10 protein-coding genes are annotated in these 18,974 nt (G+C 70.6%); 8 read left to right on the forward strand and 2 right to left on the reverse strand.

Annotated features, from left to right (window positions below; all coding sequences use genetic code 11):
• Nucleotides 1–9: 9 nt before the first annotated feature.
• The 6 genes from JYK02_RS35400 (at nt 10) to JYK02_RS35425 (ending at nt 7,212) form a co-directional block, all read left to right on the forward strand.
• On the forward strand, nt 10–1,389 hold the full coding sequence (locus JYK02_RS35400) for an amidohydrolase family protein (RefSeq protein WP_207057373.1): 1,380 nt from the start codon (nt 10–12) through the stop codon (nt 1,387–1,389).
• A 315-nt stretch (nt 1,390–1,704) separates the two neighbouring features.
• Nucleotides 1,705–2,250, forward strand: coding sequence for a hypothetical protein (locus tag JYK02_RS35405; protein WP_242589561.1), 546 nt, complete (start codon nt 1,705–1,707; stop codon nt 2,248–2,250).
• Between the two features lie 14 nt (nt 2,251–2,264).
• On the forward strand, nt 2,265–3,170 hold the full coding sequence (locus tag JYK02_RS35410; RefSeq protein WP_207057375.1) for a sigma-70 family RNA polymerase sigma factor: 906 nt from the start codon (nt 2,265–2,267) through the stop codon (nt 3,168–3,170).
• A 76-nt stretch (nt 3,171–3,246) separates the two neighbouring features.
• Complete coding sequence (locus tag JYK02_RS35415) at nt 3,247–4,209, forward strand: SMP-30/gluconolactonase/LRE family protein (RefSeq protein WP_207057376.1); 963 nt, start codon at nt 3,247–3,249, stop codon at nt 4,207–4,209.
• A 30-nt stretch (nt 4,210–4,239) separates the two neighbouring features.
• Nucleotides 4,240–6,957: a serine/threonine-protein kinase gene (locus tag JYK02_RS35420; protein WP_207057377.1), complete on the forward strand. Its 2,718-nt coding sequence runs from the start codon at nt 4,240–4,242 to the stop codon at nt 6,955–6,957.
• A gap of 45 nt (nt 6,958–7,002) precedes the next feature.
• Nucleotides 7,003–7,212, forward strand: coding sequence for a hypothetical protein (locus JYK02_RS35425; protein ID WP_207057378.1), 210 nt, complete (start codon nt 7,003–7,005; stop codon nt 7,210–7,212).
• Nucleotides 7,213–7,291: 79 nt separating this feature from the next.
• On the opposite strand, the gene JYK02_RS35430 is transcribed toward JYK02_RS35425, so the two are convergent.
• Nucleotides 7,292–7,891, reverse strand: coding sequence for a superoxide dismutase (locus tag JYK02_RS35430; RefSeq protein WP_207057379.1), 600 nt, complete (start codon nt 7,889–7,891; stop codon nt 7,292–7,294).
• A gap of 45 nt (nt 7,892–7,936) precedes the next feature.
• On the reverse strand, nt 7,937–8,437 hold the full coding sequence (locus JYK02_RS35435) for a flavin reductase family protein (protein WP_207057380.1): 501 nt from the start codon (nt 8,435–8,437) through the stop codon (nt 7,937–7,939).
• Nucleotides 8,438–8,562: 125 nt separating this feature from the next.
• Between JYK02_RS35435 and JYK02_RS35440 the strand changes: the two genes are divergently transcribed.
• Complete coding sequence (locus tag JYK02_RS35440) at nt 8,563–10,920, forward strand: AAA family ATPase (protein WP_207057381.1); 2,358 nt, start codon at nt 8,563–8,565, stop codon at nt 10,918–10,920.
• Between the two features lie 231 nt (nt 10,921–11,151).
• Entirely contained in the window at nt 11,152–18,966 is a 7,815-nt protein-coding gene (locus JYK02_RS40845) for a hypothetical protein (RefSeq protein WP_207057382.1), read from the forward strand.
• Nucleotides 18,967–18,974 lie beyond the last annotated feature (8 nt).

Genomic DNA, 18,974 nt, shown 5'->3' on the forward strand with positions numbered 1-18,974 from the left:
GGACACCACATGACCGAGCCGCATCTTTCGAATGGCCGCTACGTCGTCGTCACCTCGGACGGCCACGCCGGACCGCCGGCCCGCACGTTCCGGGACTACCTGGAGAAGAAGCACTGGAACGCGTTCGAGGACTACCTGAAGGAGAGCCGGGGCACTCCGGACGGCAAGCCCGCCGCCCCTGCTGGCGCGCCGGCCGAGGCTTCGTCGGACACCTTCGTGGAGAGCATGAAGACGATTGGCCTCTCCGAGGAGGCCGCGTCCGAGTTCACGGCGAACGTGTCGTTCGCGGACGCGTCGGAGAGCCTGTGGGACCCGGCGCGTCGGCTGGCCGTGCTGGAGAAGGACGGCGTGGTGGGTGACGTCATCTTCCCGGACGGCAACGTGGACAACGAGCCGCCCTTTGGCGCGGGGTACGCGCATGGCCGGAGAGGCATTGGCCAGATGGGCGGCGGGGAGCCGGGAAAGCAGCCGGAGCTGTATCCGGTGGAGCTGGTGGCCGCGGGAGCGCGTGCGTACAACCGGTGGCTGTCGGAGTTCTGTGCCACCAACCCGGGACGTCACGCGGGCGTGGCCATCCTCCCGACGCATGACGTGGGCTTGATGGTGGAGGAGGTCAAGCGCGCGCATGCCTCCGGGCTGACGGGCGGCGTGCTGCTGCCGCTGCTGCTGCTGACGGAGATGCGCGGCTACAACGACCCCATCTACGAGCCGCTCTGGTCGGTGTGCGAGGACCTGGGCATGCCCGTGAACGTGCACGCGGGTGGCGGCCAGCCGCCGTACGGCACGTCGCCGGACGCGTTCCTCATCCGCATGACGGAGCTGAGCTTCTACGGCTCCGCGCCCCTCTGGTACATGATGTGGGGCGGCGTGTTCGAGCGGCACCCGAAGCTCAAGGTGGTGTTCACCGAGCAGTCCGCGTACTGGGCGCCGCAGAAGCTGGCGGAGCTGGACTTCTACTACGACATGCCGTGGTTCGCGGCGGTGCGCCAGACGCTGCGCATGAAGCCGAGCGAGTACTGGGCGCGCCAGTGCTACGTGGGGACGTTCATGTTCCGCGAGGAGGCGGAGCAGCGTCACGCCATCGGGTTGAAGAACATCCTCTGGGGGTCGGACTTCCCGCACCTGGAGGGCACGTGGCCGCACTCGAAGAAGTCGATGCAGTTCACCTTCTCCGGGATGCCGTCGCTGGACGTGTCGATGATGGTCGGAGGCAACGCCATCGACGTGTACAACTTCGACCGGCAGAAGCTGGCCCAGGTGGCGGCGAAGGTCGGCCCCCTGGCGGAGGAGGTCAACAAGCCCCTCACGCAGGGCCCGCCGGGACACCTGGGCATGGGCTTCCGCTACGGCCTGAAGTCGGCCGCGCCGCCGTCGACGTCCGCGGCGTAGCGACCCACACCGCCGGGGGATTCTCCCGGGACGGCGCATCGTCTAGATGGGGGGCCCATGCGCCAGTGGCTCTCCCTGCCGATTCCGCTCGTCCTCTGTCTCTCCCTCCTCGCGTGTTCGTCGGAAGGTCCCGCGGGTCCACAAGGCCCGCAGGGGCCCGCTGGAGCGCAGGGGCCCGCGGGTCCCGCCGGAGGTCCGGTGGGCCCGCCGGGGCCGAAGGGGGAGCCGGGACCGCAAGGGCCCCAGGGTCCCCAGGGTGCCCCTGGAGACACCGGGGCGCAGGTCTGCACGCCGAACAAGCCCTTCTGTGACGGCGTGCTGCTCTCATACTGCACGCGCTCCGGCACGGACGCGGTGAGCTTCGGTCCCTGCGGCGGAGGCTCCCCCACCAATCCGGCGGGATGCCATACGACGGAGTGTCCGGACGGCGCCGCCGCCTGTTGCCGCACGCAGAAGGCCACGTGCCAGTGGTCCTTCACCCAGCCGGCCACGTCTGGCATCAACTTCGGGATCTACAACCCGGTCCAGGGCTCTTGTTATGCGCCGTCCGCCTGCGCCCAGGACCTGTTCACGCTGCAGATCGTCCCGGGTGTGGTGCCCGGCACCTGCCCCACCCCGCCCAGTTCGTCCCTCTACCTCAGCGTCACCCGTCCGCTTCCCACGCTGGGACAGGCCATCACGTTGCCCAATCCCAAGGTGCAACTCTCCATCTCCGGGGCAGGCGCGAGCTGCTATTCGTGGACGGGCTCCGTCACCATCCACGCGGATGTGCCCACGTGGCGCGTCAGCGTGGACGCGACGTGCAGCGAATCCGGCAAGGGAGCCATCCGGCTGGTGGGTTCCGCCAATGGCGATGTCTGAGTAGCGTCCCGGGCGTGTTCCCTGCTCCCACCCCGCTGGCTTCCGCCTTCCTCGCGGCCTCTGACTGCGCGCCGGCTTCGCTTCCGGAGCCCGCGCGGCTGGAGGGGCTGCTCACCTCGGCCATCGAGCGCGCCGGCTCGCGCTGGGCCGGCCTGGAGGTGGAGCCCCGGGAGTTCGTCGTGTTCGTCGCGGAGCGGCTGACGTCCCCTCCGGCCCTGCTGGCCGCACTCGCCGGGGACTCGCCTGCGCTCTCGGAGCTGTACCTGACCTTCGGGTGTCTGCGGCACCAGCGCGCCGCGCTCCAGTTCTTCGAGGACGGCTACCTCCGCGAGGTTGGCGCGTTCGTGTCCGGCGTGGACCGATCGCCCGCGTTCGTGGCGGAGGTGCGGCAGCTTCTGCGCGAGAAGCTGTTCACCGCGGAGCCGGGCTCCGAGCCGAAGATCGCGGAGTTCACCGGTGGCGGCGCGCTGGGCGGATGGGTGCGGGTGGCGGCGCTGCGCATCGCGCTCAACCTCAAGCGCTCCGAAGCGCGGGCCGACGCCGTGGCCCAGGACTCCATGGAGACGGCCTTCGGTGAGCAGCTGGGACCCGAGCTGGATCACCTGCGCTCTCGCTACCGCGAGGCCTTCACGGAGGCCGTGCGCGCGGCGCTGGGTCAGGTGTCCGACCGGGACCGCACGCTGATGCGCCTGTACCACGTGGAGGCGCTGTCCCTGGAGGCCATCGCGGCGCTGTACCGCGTGCATATGTCCACCATTTCGCGCTGGCTCAGCCGCGCCCGCGAACAGGTGGCGGAGACCACGACGCGGCAGCTCTGCGAGCGCCTGGGGGTCGGTGCGTCGTCGGTGGACAGCATCGCGGCGCTGGTCGTGAGCCAGGTGGACTTGAGCCTCACGCGGCTCCTGGGCCCGGGGGGCTGAACTTTCGCTGCAAGGGTTTTCCCGGCCGGTGTCAGGGCGTCGAAAGGCCCCTTCCGGGCCTCACCGAGGAAAGCCCATGCGCATCCCTTCCTGGCTGTCCGCCGTCACCCTTGCCTCCGTCGTCTCCGCCTGCGAGCCCTTCCCGCAGTCCCCTGGCTCCGTCCCCACCGAGGTGCAGTGGCCCAGCGAGGACTTCTATCCGGAGGGCATCGCGTCCGCGAAGGACGGCACGCTCTACGCGGGCAGCCTGGGCACGGGCGCCATCGCTCGCGTCAAGCCGGGAGCGTTGGGCGCGGAGGTCTTCGTCCCGGGCCGTGCCGCCTTCGGCGTCTACGGGCTCGAGGTGGATGAGGCGCATGACACGCTCTGGGCCTGCACCTACGACGACCTCCTGCTGCCCGCGCAGCCCTCGTACCTGACCGCGTACGCGCTCTCCACGGGGATCCAGAAGGCCAGCCACGCCATGCCCAGCGAGGTCAGCTTCTGCAACGACGTGACCGTCGACGCCGCGGGCAACGTGTATGCGACGGACTCGTTCGGCAACGCGGTCTTCCGGCTGCCCCTGGGAGGGACGGCGCTGGAGACCTGGTCCGCGGATGCCGCGTACGAGCCCTCCGAGCCGGGCGCCTTCACCCTCAATGGCATCGCCTACGACGGGGCCCGCAGGCTCTACGTCGTGAAGAGCGATACGGGCGCGCTGTTCGCCATCGACATCCAGCCGGATGGAAGCGCATCGGCGCCCGTGACCATCCCGGTGGAGCCAGCGCTGGTGACGCCGGACGGGCTGGAGTGGGTGGACTCGGAGCGGCTGCTGGTCGTGGAGAACACGGCCGGTCAGGCCTCCATGGTAACGCTCGGTGAAGGCGCCGGGGTGAAGGAGGTGCTCGCCAACGGGTTCGTGGAGCCGACCGCCGCCGCGCTCACCGAGGACGGCGCGTGGGTGCTGGAGTCGCAGATGGGCTTCCTCTTCGGCACGCCGGGGACGCCCGCCCTGCCCTTCCGCGCGTACCGGGTCGCGGTGCCCCCGCTTCTGCCGTGAGCACGAACGCCCCTAGAGTCGCGTCCCACCATGTCGGGATGTCCTTCCGAGGAAACGATTCTCGCCTTCGTGGAGGACCGCCTGCCGCCAGAGCAGCGCGCCCTCGCCGAGGCCCACCTCTCACGCTGTGAGTCCTGCGGCTCGCTGCTCGCGGCCGTCGCGGCGACGTGGCACGCGGAGGGCCGGCTCGCCGAGGCGGCCCCTCCGCTGCGCTCCTTCGCTCCAGGGGAGCGGGTGGGGCCGTACGTCATCGTCACGCATGCCGGCAGTGGCGCGATGGGGGACGTGTACCGGGCGCGCGATGAGCGGCTGGGCCGGGACGTGGCGCTGAAGGTGCTCCCGGCGCGGTTCGCCCAGGATGCGGAGCGGCTGGCGCGCTTCCGGCAGGAGGCCCGCGCGGCGGGGGCGCTGTCCCATCCGCACCTGCTCACCCTGTTCGACGTGGGGACCCACGAGGACGTGCCGTACCTCGTCACCGAGTGGCTGGACGGCGTCACCCTGCGGACGCGATTGATGCGCGGACCGCTGCCGCTGGAGCAGGTGCTGCGGCTGGGCCTTCAACTGGCGCAGGGGCTGGCGGCCGCGCATGCACGCGGCATCGTCCACCGCGACCTCAAGCCCGCGAACATCTTCCTCTGCTCGAACGGGAGCGCGCGCATCCTCGACTTCGGCCTGGCGCGGCTCACCGAGCGCGGCGAGGACGCGTCACTGACCCAGAGCGGCGCGGTGGTGGGCACCGCCGGGTACATGGCGCCGGAGCAGATCCGCGGACAGGGCGTGGATGCGCGCGCGGACGTGTTCTCGCTCGGCGCGGTGCTCCACGAGGCCGTGAGCGGCCATGCTCCCTTCGGCGGTGAAAGCCCGGTGGAGCGGATGAGCGCCGCGCTCCGCGATGAGCCCCCCGTGCTGCCGGGAGAGCTGGGGACGGTGATTGCTCGCTGTCTGGCGAAGGACCCGGGCGACCGGTTCCAGTCCGCGCAGGACCTGGCCTTCGCCCTGGAGTCCCTCACGGCTCGCGGAACGCCCCTGGCCGTGCGGCGGCGCCCCCTTCCTCGCGCGGCCCTGGTTGCGTTCGCGGCCGTCGTGCTGCTGTTCGTGGCCGGCGGGCTCGTGGCGTTCGTGCGCGGTCAGTCGGCCCCCGCGGCTCAGGCGTCGCGCCCGACCTACCGCCCCATCACGTTCCGCCGGGGCCACGTGCTCAACGCTCGGTTCTCCGCGGACGGACACACCGTGCTCTATGGCGCGGCGTGGGAGGGAGGCCGCGCGGAGCTCTACAGCGCGCGCACCGAACGGCCGTTGTCCCAACCGCTGGGGCACCCCGCGGATGTGCTCGCCGCATCGTCACGCGGGGAGCTGGCGGTGTTGTTGGAGCCCCGCTTCTTCGACGCGGACCACGGCAGCGGGACGCTGGGCCTGATGCCGCTGGGTGGTGGCGCGCCACGGGCCGTGCTCGACGGCGTGCTGGAGGCGGACTGGGGGCGGAGCGATGGGCCGCTCGCGGTGGTGCGCCGCGTGGGCGAGAACTTCCGGCTGGAGCAGCCCCCCGGCACGGTGCGCTTCGAGTCCCAGGGATGGATCAGCCACGCGCGCGTGTCTCCGGATGGAGCACGGATCGCGTTCCTGTTCCACGCGCATCCGAAGGACGACCGGGGCGGGGTCTGGGTGCTGGAGAAGGACGGTCCGCCCCGGGAGCTCTCCGCGGACTGGGCCAGCATCCGAGGGCTCGCGTGGGCTCCGGACGGGCGCGAGGTGTGGTTCACCGCCTCCCGCACGGGAGCCGACTCCGAGCTGTTCGCGGTCGACCTGCGGGGCACCCCGCGGCCGGTGGATCGGATCGCCGGGAGGATGGTGCTGCACGACATCTCCAGCGAGGGCGCCGTGCTGGTGGACCACCCGGTGATCCGCACCGGGCTCGCGTTCGGTCAGGAGGGCGCGGAGCGCGACCTGGCGTGGTCGGACTCCTCGTTCATGACGGACCTGTCGCGCGATGGCCGGACGGTCATCTTCGCGGAAGGTGGCGAGGTGGAGGGTCCCACCTACGGGGCCTATCTGCGGACCACCGATGGCGCCCCGCCGGTGCGGTTGGGAGACGGCATCCCCATGGCGCTGTCTCCAGACGGCAAGCAGGTGTTCACGGCGCGCTACGGCGAGCGGATGGAGTACCTGCTGCTGCCCACGGGCGCGGGAGAGCCGCGTCCCCTGTCGCTCGCGCCGGTCGCCACGGTGCTCACCGCGCGCTGGTTCCCGGATGGAAGGCGATTGCTGCTGAGAGCCACCGAGGAGGGCCACCGCGCCCGCCTGTGGGTGTTCGAGCCCGGTGCCGGAGCCCCCATGCCCATCACGGCGGAGGGCACGGGCTTCGACACAGCCATCTCTCCGGACGGCGCACGGCTCGCGGCGGTGGATGCGGGAGGAAACCTCCGCGTGCTCTCCGCGACGGGCGAGGCGCGAAGCACGGTCCCCGGCCGCTTCACGCACCAGTCAGTGGTGGGCTGGGACGCGAGCGGCGAAGCCCTCTACCTTCGAAGCGTCTCGCTGCCGGTGCGCATCTCCCGGGTCGACCTGAAGACCGGCGCGAGCACGCCGCACCTGACGGTCCCCGCGCGAGGCGTCCTGCCGGGCCTCATCTCCGTGATGACGCTGGCGCTCTCCGCGGACGGAAAGTTCTACGCATACAGCTACAACGAAGCGCTCTCACGACTGTTCCTGGTGGAGGGATTGGCCAAGGCCTGGCATTCGCCACACTGACAGTGCGAGGCTGTCATTGCGGTCCAAACCCACCGGGAGGTCGTGATGAAGTTCAAGATGGCGCTGGCAGCGATGGCTGCATGTCTGGGATTCGCGGCGGGCTTCAGCAACACCCAGGCAGAGGCGGCGGGTCCCTGTCCGTACTGCATCGACAGACGCGCCGCCTGCATGCGCGCCGCGACGACGGAGGCGCAGATCGCGGCCTGTGACGACCAGTTCTACGAGTGCCGCGACGTCTGGTGCGAGCGGCACTGAAGCCTGCTCGAACCGATTCAAGGAACCGCGCCGCTCCGGACCGTGCCGAGCCGGGCCGCGCGGTTCCCGTCACTTCACATCACTTGACGTCGGTGGCCTTCAGGTTCTGGTTCACGAAGTCCCAGTTCACCAGGCTGGTGAGGAAGGTCTCGATGAACTTGGGGCGCGCGTTGCGGTAGTCGATGTAATAGGCGTGCTCCCAGACGTCGATGGTGAGCAGGGCCTTCTTGCCGTGCTTCATCGGCAGGTCCGCGTTGGCCGTCTTCATCACGGACAGCTTGCCGGCGCTGTCCTGCACCAGCCACGCCCAGCCGGAGCCGAACTGCGTGGCGGCGGCGTCGGCGAACTGGCGCTTGAACTCCTCGTAGGAACCGAAGTCGCGGTTGATGGCCTCCGCGACCTCACCCGTCGGCTTGCCACCGCCGTTGCTCGGGGTCATGCAGTTCCAGAAGAAGGTGTGGTTCCACACCTGCGCGGCGTTGTTGAACACGGCGCCGTCGCTGCTGAGGATGACCTCCACCAGGGACTTGGCGGCCTCGGGCTTGCCCGCGGTCAGCTCGTTCAGCTTGTTGACGTACGTCGCGTGGTGCTTGTCGTGGTGGTACTCCAGCGTCTCCGCGCTCATGTGGGGGGCCAGCGCGTCCTTCTTGTACGGGAGCTCGGGCAGCGTGAAGGGCATCGGGTACGTCCTTTCTGGGTTACGTGAGGTTCGTCTGCGGTTTCGCTACTTCGGGGCGGGCCCTGGCTCCGGGTGCGCCGTCAGCGCGCGATACGCCCGGTTCCAGTAGAGCAGCGGCTCGGCCTCTGCTCCCCGCTGGATGCGCTCCACGCGGCCCACCAGCAACAGGTGATCGCCGTAACGGTGCACATCCAACAGAGTGCACGCCAGACCCACCAGGCTGTCCTGCACGAAGGCGCTTTCGTCGAACACCAGGCCTTCGGCCTCCCCCTTCGCGCAGCGGACCGACACGTCGCGTTGGGAGGTGGACAACACGCTCACACTGAAGCGACGGGCAGCCTCCACGCGCTTGAGCGTGCGGGAGGACTGCTGGAGCGCCAGGACAATCAGCGGAGGCGTCAGGGAGAGGGAGCTGAAGGAGCTGACCGTCGTCGCCGCGACCCCGTCCGTGTCCCGGACGGAGACCACCGCCACCCCGCTCGCCCACCGGGACATCGCCTCCCGGAACTCCAGGGCCGACACCCCTTCAGTACCGCTCTGAGTCATGTGCCGGTCTCTACCACCCGCCCCGCCACCGGGTCAGCACTTCCTCCAATCCATTGGCGGAATACCAACGCAGTGGCACCCCCGCTCCGGGGCCCCTGCCGTATGCTGGCCGACCGGAGGCGCCCATGGATCCGTTGTGGGGGGAGACGCTGAGGCGTCTGGATGCGCTGCTGGTCCAGGTGTGTGACCTGGAGGAGGCCCGCGCGTCGAAGCTTCGGGGTGAACAGGAGAGCGGCTGGGACGCCGTGCGCACCACGGTGCGACCCTCCGCGGCGGAGCTGGCCTTCAGCACCGCGCTCGTGGAGACGCCGCTCCTGGGCGCTTCGCCTCCCCTTCCCTTCGCCCGGCTGCGCGCGTCGCTGCGCATCGACACCGTGGAGGAGGAGGCGCTGCTGCTCTTGCTCGCGGCCTGGCTGGAGCCTCGCTACCCGCGCCTGTTCGCCGTGCTCCAGGACGAGACCGCGCAGGGCTGGAACGTGGAGCGGCTGCTGCTCACCGTGCTGGGCCGCACGCCCGCTCGCGCGCAGCGCTTGATGGCGTCGCTGACGGACAGCGGGCTGCTCGTGGGAGGCGGCCTGTTGCAGCCGGGCGCTGGCGCCTTTCCTCCCATGCTCCGGCCCGTGGACCTGGCTCCGGAGGTCCGCGAGGCCCTGCTGGAATTGCCCCGCCCCTCCGTGCTGGGCGACCTCACGCTGGAGTGGCATGGCGCGGACGCACCGCCGTCTGGCGAGCGCGCGGCGCCAGGGCACTTCGCCGTCGTGCATGGCGAGGGTGAACGCCTGGGCGTGGCGCTGGGGCTCGCCGCCGAGGCGGGGATGCCGCTGGTCGTCGCGCGGTGGGCCGGCACGCAGGAGCCTGCGTCCATGGCTCGGGCCGTCTGGCGCCTGGCCTCCGTGCGCGGCGCCGTGCTGGCCCTGGACGTGTCCGGGTGTGAGCGGGCGCTGGCGCTCTCCGTCACGGAGACGCTGTCGGGCCTGTGCCAGCGGTTCGGCGGGCGGGCCCTGGTGCTCGCGGACTCCGCGCAGCCGGTCGCCGTGCCGCACCACGAGGCCCCGGCCCTGGGCTTCATCCAGCGGCGCGCGCTGTGGCTGGAGGAGGCCCGGACCCGGGGACTGTCATTGACGGAGGCGGACGCGGGACGGCTGGCGTCTGGCTTTCGCGGCGGGCTCCAGGAGATCCGCCGCGTGTTCGATTCAGCTCCGGGAGGGAACGCGGACGCCCTTCGCGCCGCGGCGTCGCGGCTGGTGCAGGTGCCGCTGCGCCATGGCTACCGGCTGGAGACGTCCCGGACGTTCGCGGACCTGGTGGTGCGCGACACGACCCGCGCGGCGCTGGAGCGCCTGCTGTTCTACGTGGCCCAGCGCGACCGCGTCGCCGAGGAGCGCGGCCTGGCTCGCCGCTTCCGGCTGCACACCGGCCCGGTGGCCCTGTTCTCCGGACGCTCCGGCACCGGCAAGACGCTGGCCGCGGAGGTCATCGCCCACGCGGTGGGCCGGCCGCTGTACGTCGTGGACCTGTCGCGGCTCGTCAGCAAGTACGTGGGCGAGACGGAGAAGAACATCGACGAGGTGCTGTCCCACGGCGAGCGCGCGGGCGCGGTGCTGTTCTTCGATGAAGCGGACTCGCTGTTCTCCGCGCGCACGGAGGTCAGCAACGCCAATGATCGCTTCGCCAACCTGGAGGTCGGCTTCCTCCTCCAGCGCATCGAGCGTCACGACGGGCTGATCATCCTCGCCACCAACCTCCAGACCGCCATCGACGAAGCGTTCCTGCGCCGCTTCCATGCGCGCATCGAGTTCCCCTTCCCCGAGGTCGAGGAGCGCCGCCGCATCTGGGAGCTGATGCTTCCGGAGGGTGTGCCCCGCTCGGGGACGCTCGACCTGGCGGGGCTGGCCCAGCGGCACCGGCTGGCGGGCGGCGACATCCGCAACGCCGCGCTCAAGGCCATCTTCCTCGCCGAGCAGGCCGGTGCGCCGCTGGCCCAGGAGCACCTGGAGCGCGCCGTCGCCCTGGAGCTGTACGAGCTGGGCCGGCTGTCCCGGCGTCCGGAGGCGGATGCCCCCGCGGACGCGGGGACCCGGCTGCGCCGCGTGGCGGAGGTGTTCCAGGAGGCGCTGGACGCGCAGCTGCGCCAGCACTTCCTCAAGGAGATCCACATCCTCCACGGCTCTCCCACCCGGGAGGCGCTCGCGGGGAAGCGGCCCGCCGTGTCGCTCGCGCTGTACCGGCTGGCCGTCACCCAGAGCGGCGCGCTGCGGCTGGGCGTCATCGTCTCCGCCTGGTCCAACCGCGCGGAGGAGGAGCACGAGCTGCTCGGCGTGCTCCATGGGCTGCTGGCGCGCGGCCTCCCGCATGAGCTGGATGGCCGCAAGGTCACCCCTCGCGTCCAGGAGAGCTACGACTTCGACCTGCTCCACCGCTTCTGGAGCAGTCATGGACATCCCATCCGGGCCTCCCTGGTGCTGGACGTGGAGATGGCCTAGCGTTCCCTTCACTGATGGTGCGGGGGGACCGTGCGCATCCGTGAACAGGGCTCGAAGGCGTCCGCCAAGGCCACGATCCGGAAGGGTTCCGGACGCACTCCCTCGTCCTCCGCGGCCCTGCCCCGTGCACCGGGCGTCGTTCCCCGCGGCCCGTCCTCGTCCAATCCCGCGCGCGAGCTGGCCGCCCGGCTCGCTTCGCTGAAGGGCGCGCCCCCGCCGCTTCATGGGTCCGTGCTTCGCGAGACCGCGCGCGACCAGGAGCGCCGCTGGAGCGACCCGGCGTGGCGGACGCTGGGCGGTCCGCGCTCACACCTCTTCGAGCCGTGCCCCGGCCACCCGCCGGAGGTCGCGCTGCTCTCCACGCCCGGCGCCGTCGAGGCGGAGCTGGGCATCCATGGGCTCGCGCCCCAGCCGAACACCGGGCTCGCGCAGGCGTCAGGGGCCGCCCAGCCCGCGACGCTCGCGCAGCAGGAGGAGGACGCCCGGAGGCGTGAGGCGGCGCGAATGTCCGTGCTGCCTCCGGGCTCCGCGGATCAGCTCGGGGACCTGGCCGCGTGGCTGGCCGAGGCCCGCGCCTCCGACCTCACGCCCTCCACCCCACTGGAGCCCGGCCCGTTCACCGCAGGCCCCGCGACACTCGACGCCAACGCCGGCTCGGCGAGCCTGGGGGGCAGCACGTCGCCCACCGGCGCGCTCCCGCCAGACACCACCGTCGATGTCCCCAACGCGGGCGGCGAAGGGGCCACGCCGGATCACGCACCCGCGCCCGCCGCCGTCCCCGCGGGAACGGCCCCAGGCGGCATGAACGAAGCCGCGCGCATCGACACGGTGGTGTCCGCGCTGGCCGCACGGAGCGGCGTCCGCATCGTCATCCGCCCGGCCTCCGGTGGCACCGGGCCTGGCGCCGTCGCGAAGCCTCCTCCCATCCAGACGGATGCCACGGTCGGCACGGGCCTTCCCGAGGACCGTCCCCCGCTCGCGGTCCCCGTGGCTCCGGCAGCGATGGACGCGCAGAAGCAGCTTGCGGACGCCCACGCCCAGGGCGTCCAGGGCATCCAGCAGGGCCTGGAGACCGCGCCGGAGCCGAAGGGGGCCATCCCGGTGGAGCCCCCTGCCCTGGCTCCGGCGCCGCCTCCCGCGCCCACGGCGGAGGCGCCCGTCTCGGCGGCGCCCATCCCCGCCGCTCCGGCGGTGAGCGAGGGCGCGGATCCCGTCACCGCGTGGAAGGGCCGCATCGGCGGCACCACGGCGAAGGTGCCGGAGCCCAAGCTTCCTCCCGCGCCCCGCTACACGTTCAAGATCACCCAGGCCGCCGTGGACCCCAACGCGGTCCGCGCCGCGCGCCTCAAGCAACTGGAGGACGAGGGCAAGAAGGCCATCACCCCGGCGCAGCAGCCCAAGGACCTGCCCGCCATCCCGGACGACCCCACCGGCAAGGCCTCCTCGCTGGTGGACGTGAAGTGCGACCGGAAGCTGGAGGTCAAGGAAGCGAAGCTCCCCGACCTGCAGAAGAGCCCGCTGGGCCACGTGCCGGAGATCGGCTCGCAGCTCATGCGCGACGACGGCGGGCACATGCTGATCAAAGGCCCGCTCGGCGACCTCGTCTACAAGCCCGGCGGCCCGAAGCCCACCGACCCCGACAAGCTCAAGGACTGGACGCTCCTCCAGAAGAAGATCACCGCCGCGGCCGACAAGCAGAAGAAGGCGAACGTCCAGCCCAAGGAGCCCGCGAAGGGCATCACCGTCCTGGAACAGCCCGCGCCCGCGCCCATCAACGTCCCTGACTTCGCGCGCGTGGACATCGGCGACGTGCTGGCGCGGCTGCTCGCCGCCCCGGACAAGTACGCCGACGCCGCCGTCCAGAAGGCCCGCGAGGCGTACGTCCCCGGCGGCCTGGACGCGTCCTGGGGCACGGCGCTCGTCGCGGCGGAACGCCCCATCTTCGCCGCGGAGCTCCAGCGCGTCGCGGACGCCGCGCAGATCAAGAAGGAGGACCTGGACGCGAAGGTGGAGGCCCGCCGCAAGCAACTGGTGGACACGCACGCCGCCACCACCGACACGCTCAGCAAGGCCCACGAGGACGCGAAGAAGAGCCTGGAGGAGAGCGGCAAGACGTTCGCGGGCTCCCTGGCGCGCATGCGCGCCTCCATCGACGCGCAGTCCGAGGCCAAGGCCGCCGCCATCCAGGGCGGCGTGGACCTGACGGAGGCCCGCCGCAAGCGCGACGCCCTCATCGCCGCGGTCGACACCAAGGTGAGCAACTGGGTCGTCCGGTACGACCAGAACGGCAAGCGCTTCAAGGAAGCGTTCTCGAAGGCCGCGACGGACCAGATGCGCGCCTACGAGCTGGCCGCCCTCCAGGACGAGTGGCAGCTCAAGAAGGACGCCGGCGAGGATCCGGTGAAGCTCAAGGCCGCCACGGAGGCGTACCGCCCCACCAAGAAGTGGCTGGACGACCGCCGCAAGGAGATTGGCGCCGTCGTCACGAAGGCGAAGCGCGACATCGACCAGAGCGTGGAGCGCTACCAGCAGGAGCTGCGCGACGCCGGCAAGGAGGCCAAGGAGGTCATCCGCGACTGGCACGCGAAGCAGATCGGCTACGAGCGCGGCTTCTGGGACCGGCTGCTCGGGTGGATCCTCGACTGGCTGGCCGCCGCTCACGACGAGAGCCGCGCGTGGGAGGCCGCGCGGGCGCAGGAGAACAAGGCGTCGCTGGATCAGAACATGCTGTTCCTCGCGGAGGTGCGCCTGCGCCAGGGCGAGGAGCTGAACGAGGAGGCCATCAAGGGCAACAACGCGCTCAGCGAGGAACAGAAGGCCATCCTGCTCTCCTACTACGGCAAGGGCGGCAAGGACCCCGTGCAGGCGCTGGCGGAGGGCCTGGCGGTGCGCATCACCGGCCAGCGCAAGAAGCCGCTGCAGGAGGCGCTGGAGAAGGAGCTGCTCGCCTCCACCGACCTGGAGCGCCTGAAGGTCGTCGTCGACAAGCAGGAGCCCCTCTTCAGCAACCGCGCCCGCAACATCAGCCTCAAGGTCTGGGAGGGCGTGGACCAGTGGGGCACGGACGAGAAGAAGATCTTCGACGCGCTCGCCAACCTCAACCCGCTGCAGGGCCACTACATCGAGGTCCTCTACCAGCAGGAGCACAACGAGAACCTGCGCGAGCGGCTCAAGAGCGAGCTGGACGACTACTTCAGCACCACCACGCACGACTGGGACAAGGCCGAGGCGCTGCTCTCCGGCAACGCGGCCAAGGCCGCCGCCGTGGAGCTCAACGACGCCATGGAGGGCACCTTCCTGGGCACGGGCCTGGGAACGGACGAGGCCGCCATCCTCACCCTGCTGCGCGGCAAGACGCCGGAGCAGATCGAAGCCATCAAGAAGGCCTACCGCGAGAAGTACAACAAGGACCTCGTCGCGCAGATGGACGACGAGCTGCGCAGCGGCGCGCTCAAGACGCACGACGCGGACGAGATGCACGCCCTGGTGGAGGGCCGCACCGAGGACGCGCGCGCCATCGAGATGGACCGCGCGATGCGCGGTGGGTGGTTCTTCGGCCTGGGCACCGACCGCCAGGCCATGGAGGGCGTCTACGACCGCATCCGCAAGGAGACGGAGGCCGACGCGCAGAAGTACGGCTGGGACTCCAAGACGCTCCGCGCGGAGCTGCTCAAGCGCAACCAGGCGATCGACGCCGCGTACGAGAAGCAATACGGCAAGGACTGGACCGAGCGCGTGGGCGGAGAGAGCGCGCTCAGCGCCGCGTTCCACGACGAGATGCAGGGCGACGAGCTCAAGCTCATCGAGGGCCTGCGCGACGACAAGGGACTCCAGGTGGATGCGGCGCGCATCCACATCGAGCACACCAGCGTCTTCTACGCCGACGACAAGATCATCCGCGACGCGATGTCCGCCGAGGGCAAGCGGCAGATCGCCGACGCGCGGCGCGACGGCTACCTGGACATGCAGGAGCGGATGGACATCGAGCGCGGGCTGGACGAGGCGAAGGTCAAGCCCGCCAGTGAAGGTCCGCTCACGGAGGAGGACCGCAAGAAGGGCCGCATCAGCGAGCTGGAGTTCCTGGAGAAGTGGAGCCCGGAGAAGGTCCAGGCCCGCCTCGCGAAGGAACGCAAGGAGGTGGACGTCCAGGCGAAGGCGAAGGCCCAGGCCAACGCCCCGGCGAACATGAAGGCGCTGGCCGCCGAGTACGACTCGGCCTACGTGGAAGGCACCGAGCTGCAGGTCACGTTCGATCAGGCCGTCCGGATGGACACGTCCGGCGCGGACCGGGAGGCCGTCGACGCGCTGCTGAAGAAGGGCTACCTCACCGACGCGGAGGTCGTTCAGTACGCCGTGCAGGGCGCCGGCACGGACGAGGACGCGCTCAAGGAGGTCCTGGCCGGCAAGACGAAGGCGGAGATTGAAGCCATCGCCGAGGAGTGGGCGAAGAACAACCCGCCCGACCCTGGCGACACGCGCACGCCCTACCAGCGCTTCCGGGACCGGTTGGACGAGGACCTCAGCGGACGCGAGGAGTTCGACATCCTCGACCTGGTGGACTTTGGCGAGCCCGTCACGCCCCAGGAGAAGGCGGATCGCGCGTGGCGCCGCGTGGACTTCGAGGCGCGCTCCACCAACGGCATGGCGTCCGCGGAGTACCAGCTGGTGCTGGATCAGGCCTCCGCGCTCTCCGCCGAGGTGGCCGCGCTGGAGCGGCACGAGCGGATGCGCCCCAGGCCCGGGGACACGAACTACACCGTCGACGGGCTGCGCACCTGGCAGGACGACTGGGAGAAGAAGACCGAGCGCGTGGCGGTCCAGGCGGAGCACGCCGACGAGTCAGTGAAGATGCACCGCGAGCAGGTGGACTTCGTCACCGACCGGCTCGTGAACATCCTGGGCGCGGTGGTGATGGCCGTGGTGGTCGCCATCGGCGTCGTCGTCAGCATCTTCTTCCCGCCGGCGGGCGTGGGGTTCTGGGCGGCGTTCGGCGCGTTCATGGCCAGCTCCACGGTGCTGGTGGGCACGGCGGTGGCGACGGCCGCCGTGATGATGGCGACGAAGGCCGCCATGAAGGGCTCCGCCTACGGCTGGGAGGAGGCGGCCACCGACGCGGGCGTGGGCGCGCTGGACGCGCTCACCGCCGCGGCGACGGCGGGCATGGGCTCCAAGCTGCTCAAGCTGGGATTCCTGGCGCGCATGGCCGAGGAAGGCGGGATGCTGGCGCGCATGACGGCGCACGGCCTGGCGCAGGGCGCCGAGGGCCTGGTGCAGTCCGTGCCCTCCGCCTTCCTGGGCAACGTCCTCAACGACGAGAACTACAAGGGCGGCAACGCGCTCTTCAACGTGCTGGCGGGCACCGCGATGCAGGCGGCTCCGGGCGCCGTCCTCGCCGGCGGCATGGGCGCGCTGGGCGGCATCGCGAAGCCCCACGTGCCGCCGCGCACCGGGGACCTGCTCCACTTCCGGGGCACGCCGCAGGAGCGGCTGACCCTCTTCAAGAAGTGGAAGGCGGAGAACCCCGCCGGGAACATGAAGGAGTTCCTGCGCGAGTTCGACGACGGGCTCATCAAGCAGCTGTCGAACGACTTCGACAAGAAGCAGCTCCAGCGCGCCATGCGCAAGGAGCTGCTGGAGCACATCCCGCCCGCGCAGCGCAAGGCCTTCGCGAACACGCCCATCGAGCTGGTCTCCGAGGCGGACTTCCAGAAGCTCACCGGCAGCAAGACGGGCCAGGCCGTCACGATGTTCCGGCGGGGCAAGCCCACCATCGTCCTCAAGGCGGGCGCGGACCTGTCGGAGCTGGGCGAGGAGGGCCTGCACCTGCTCCAGCGCCACGACAAGGCGACGCGCGACCTGGTCAAGTCGCTGGACGAAACGGCCCTGCGCCACTGGGACAAGCTGCCCATCGAGAAGCAGGTCCAGCTCTACCGCAACAAGCTGCGTCTGGAGATCGAGGCACAGGAGTCGCTGCTGGCCTCGCTGGAGGGCAAGCGCGGCGTGTCCATGGACCCCGCGGAGGCCACCCGCCGCATCCAGCAGGGCGAGAAGACGCTGGAGAACCTGCGCCAGCGCATGAAGGAGGTGGACGCCTTCACGCCCCTGGAGCTGGCGGAGTTCGCCCAGGGCGTGCGCGCGAAGCCGCAGTACCTCAAGGAACCGCCGCGCCTGTTCACCAAGAAGACAGGCCCGCCCGGGAAGGCGACGGCGAAGAAGGCGGCCAAGAAGGGCGGAGGCGGCAAGAAGAAGCAGGCGCCGGTGCTCACCGTGACGGACACGGAGCCGGTCATCGCGCAGACGGGCCGGGCCAACGACGCCTGGCCCAACACCGCGCATCATGCCGCGCACCCGGACGTGGGGCCGTTCTCGAAGAAGCCGCCGCTGAAGGACGACCCGTTCATCGAAGGCGCGGAGCGCGAGGTCTTCACCCAGGCGCAGCGCGAGCGCACGACGCTGAAGCTGGACTCGAAGGACACGGTGGCGCAGATCGGCCCCGCGTGGGAGGAGATCAAACCCGGCACCACGGAGAGCCGCTACTACAAGCTGGTGGAGGTGACGCGCGTCAACGGTGAGAAGGAATACCTCCAGCTCATCATGTCCAAGCGCTCCGGCAACCGCTGGGAGGTGCGCGGCAGCCTCACCACCGAGGCCGGCGGGACGCTGGAGAACGTCCAGTCCAAGAAGATGACGGAGGCGGTGCTCGGCAACCAGCTGGGCCCGACGGAGAAGTTCCGGCGGCTGGACTTCAAGCCCCTGGGCGAGGCGCAGGGCAGCGGCTTCGACGAGATCATCGTCGAGTTCGACCACGCCGCGGATCCGAAGTTCGCGAAGCTCCATGTCGTGGAGGTCAAGGGTGGCGGCCACGCTCCGACGCTCGAGAAGTTCACCGCGGTGGGAGAGAACCTCCGCCAGAACCTGGACGAGCTGCGCGACAAGCTGACCGACCTGGCCTGGGCGAAGGCGCATGGCCTGGGGCCGGCGCACCTGGAGGCGCTGGGCAAGGCCATTGATGAATGGCAGCTCTCCATCGAGCTGCGCATCGGGCCCAAGACGCCCCTGCCCGCGCCGGGCCGGGACCTGGTGGGCCGCGTCGAGCGCATCGCGGATGCGTGGCGCAAGCTGTCCCTGGTCCACGCCGTCATCCCCGAGGGCGTCGCGGCCCGCGCCGAAATCGAGACCTTGATGAAGGAGTTCAAGGCCGCGCTGCACAAGGGCCGCGTCAAGCCCACGATGAAGGCGCTGGAGAAGGTGGAGAAGGCCCTCAAGGGCTCCAAGCGCAAGCCGGGCCTGCTGGCGCAGTACAACATCGACCCCAACAAGCTGAAGAGCCTCATCCACAGCCTGGACCCGAACGTGAAGCCGGGGGAGATCGCCCGCATCACCGAGCCGTTCGAGGCCGCCAAGCGCGTGCGCACCATTGGCCCCACCGGCAACATCCTGGGCTGGGGAGACTTCGACATCACCGTCTCGCGCAGCTGGCGCAGCCGCCGGTTCAAGCCCTTCGAGCTGGCGCAGATGCGCGACCTCCAGAAGGGGCTGGAGGCCATCCCGGAGCTGGACCCGCTGACGTACGGCACCCTGTCGCTGCGCGACCGGCAGCAGGCGCTCAAGAAGTCGGTGAGCGCGGCCATGGACGCGCTGGGCATCCCCAAGTCACGCCGTCCCCGGGTGGAGTTCCAGAACCTGGCGGCGGGGGACTACGGCTGGATGGAGTGGAACTTCAACGTGACGCCCCAGGGCCGGCTGTCGCCCATGAACCGCAGGGGCGTCATCGTCATCAACGAGAACCTGGACGTGGGCGACGCGGTGGGCACCGCCGTCCACGAGTCGCGCCACTACTACCAGGCGTACCAGGCCTACCAGTACTCGCTGGGCCGGCAGTCGCATCCGTTCTCGCGCCGGTGGTGGCGCAACCTGCCCGGCTCCGGCGGCCACTACTACGGGCCTGGCGACCCCCGGTACTTCCGTCAGCCCATTGAAACAGACGCGGAGAGCTTTGGCCGCCGCGTCATCGATCTCTTGCCGCCCATCTGGCCTCCTCCATGATGAGGTTC

Source organism: Corallococcus macrosporus, from assembly GCF_017302985.1.
Lineage (GTDB): Bacteria > Myxococcota > Myxococcia > Myxococcales > Myxococcaceae > Corallococcus > Corallococcus macrosporus_A.

Excerpts from the sequence above, each read along its gene's own strand:
- JYK02_RS35430 (WP_207057379.1), bottom strand. The coding sequence starts at position 7,891 with ATGCCCTTCACGCTGCCCGAGCTCCCGTACAAGAAGGACGCGCTGGCC.
- JYK02_RS35435 (WP_207057380.1), bottom strand. The coding sequence starts at position 8,437 with ATGACTCAGAGCGGTACTGAAGGGGTGTCGGCCCTGGAGTTCCGGGAG.
- JYK02_RS35425 (WP_207057378.1), top strand. The coding sequence starts at position 7,003 with ATGAAGTTCAAGATGGCGCTGGCAGCGATGGCTGCATGTCTGGGATTC.
- JYK02_RS35440 (WP_207057381.1), top strand. The coding sequence starts at position 8,563 with ATGGATCCGTTGTGGGGGGAGACGCTGAGGCGTCTGGATGCGCTGCTG.
- JYK02_RS35415 (WP_207057376.1), top strand. The coding sequence starts at position 3,247 with ATGCGCATCCCTTCCTGGCTGTCCGCCGTCACCCTTGCCTCCGTCGTC.
- JYK02_RS35400 (WP_207057373.1), top strand. The coding sequence starts at position 10 with ATGACCGAGCCGCATCTTTCGAATGGCCGCTACGTCGTCGTCACCTCG.
- JYK02_RS35420 (WP_207057377.1), top strand. The coding sequence starts at position 4,240 with ATGTCGGGATGTCCTTCCGAGGAAACGATTCTCGCCTTCGTGGAGGAC.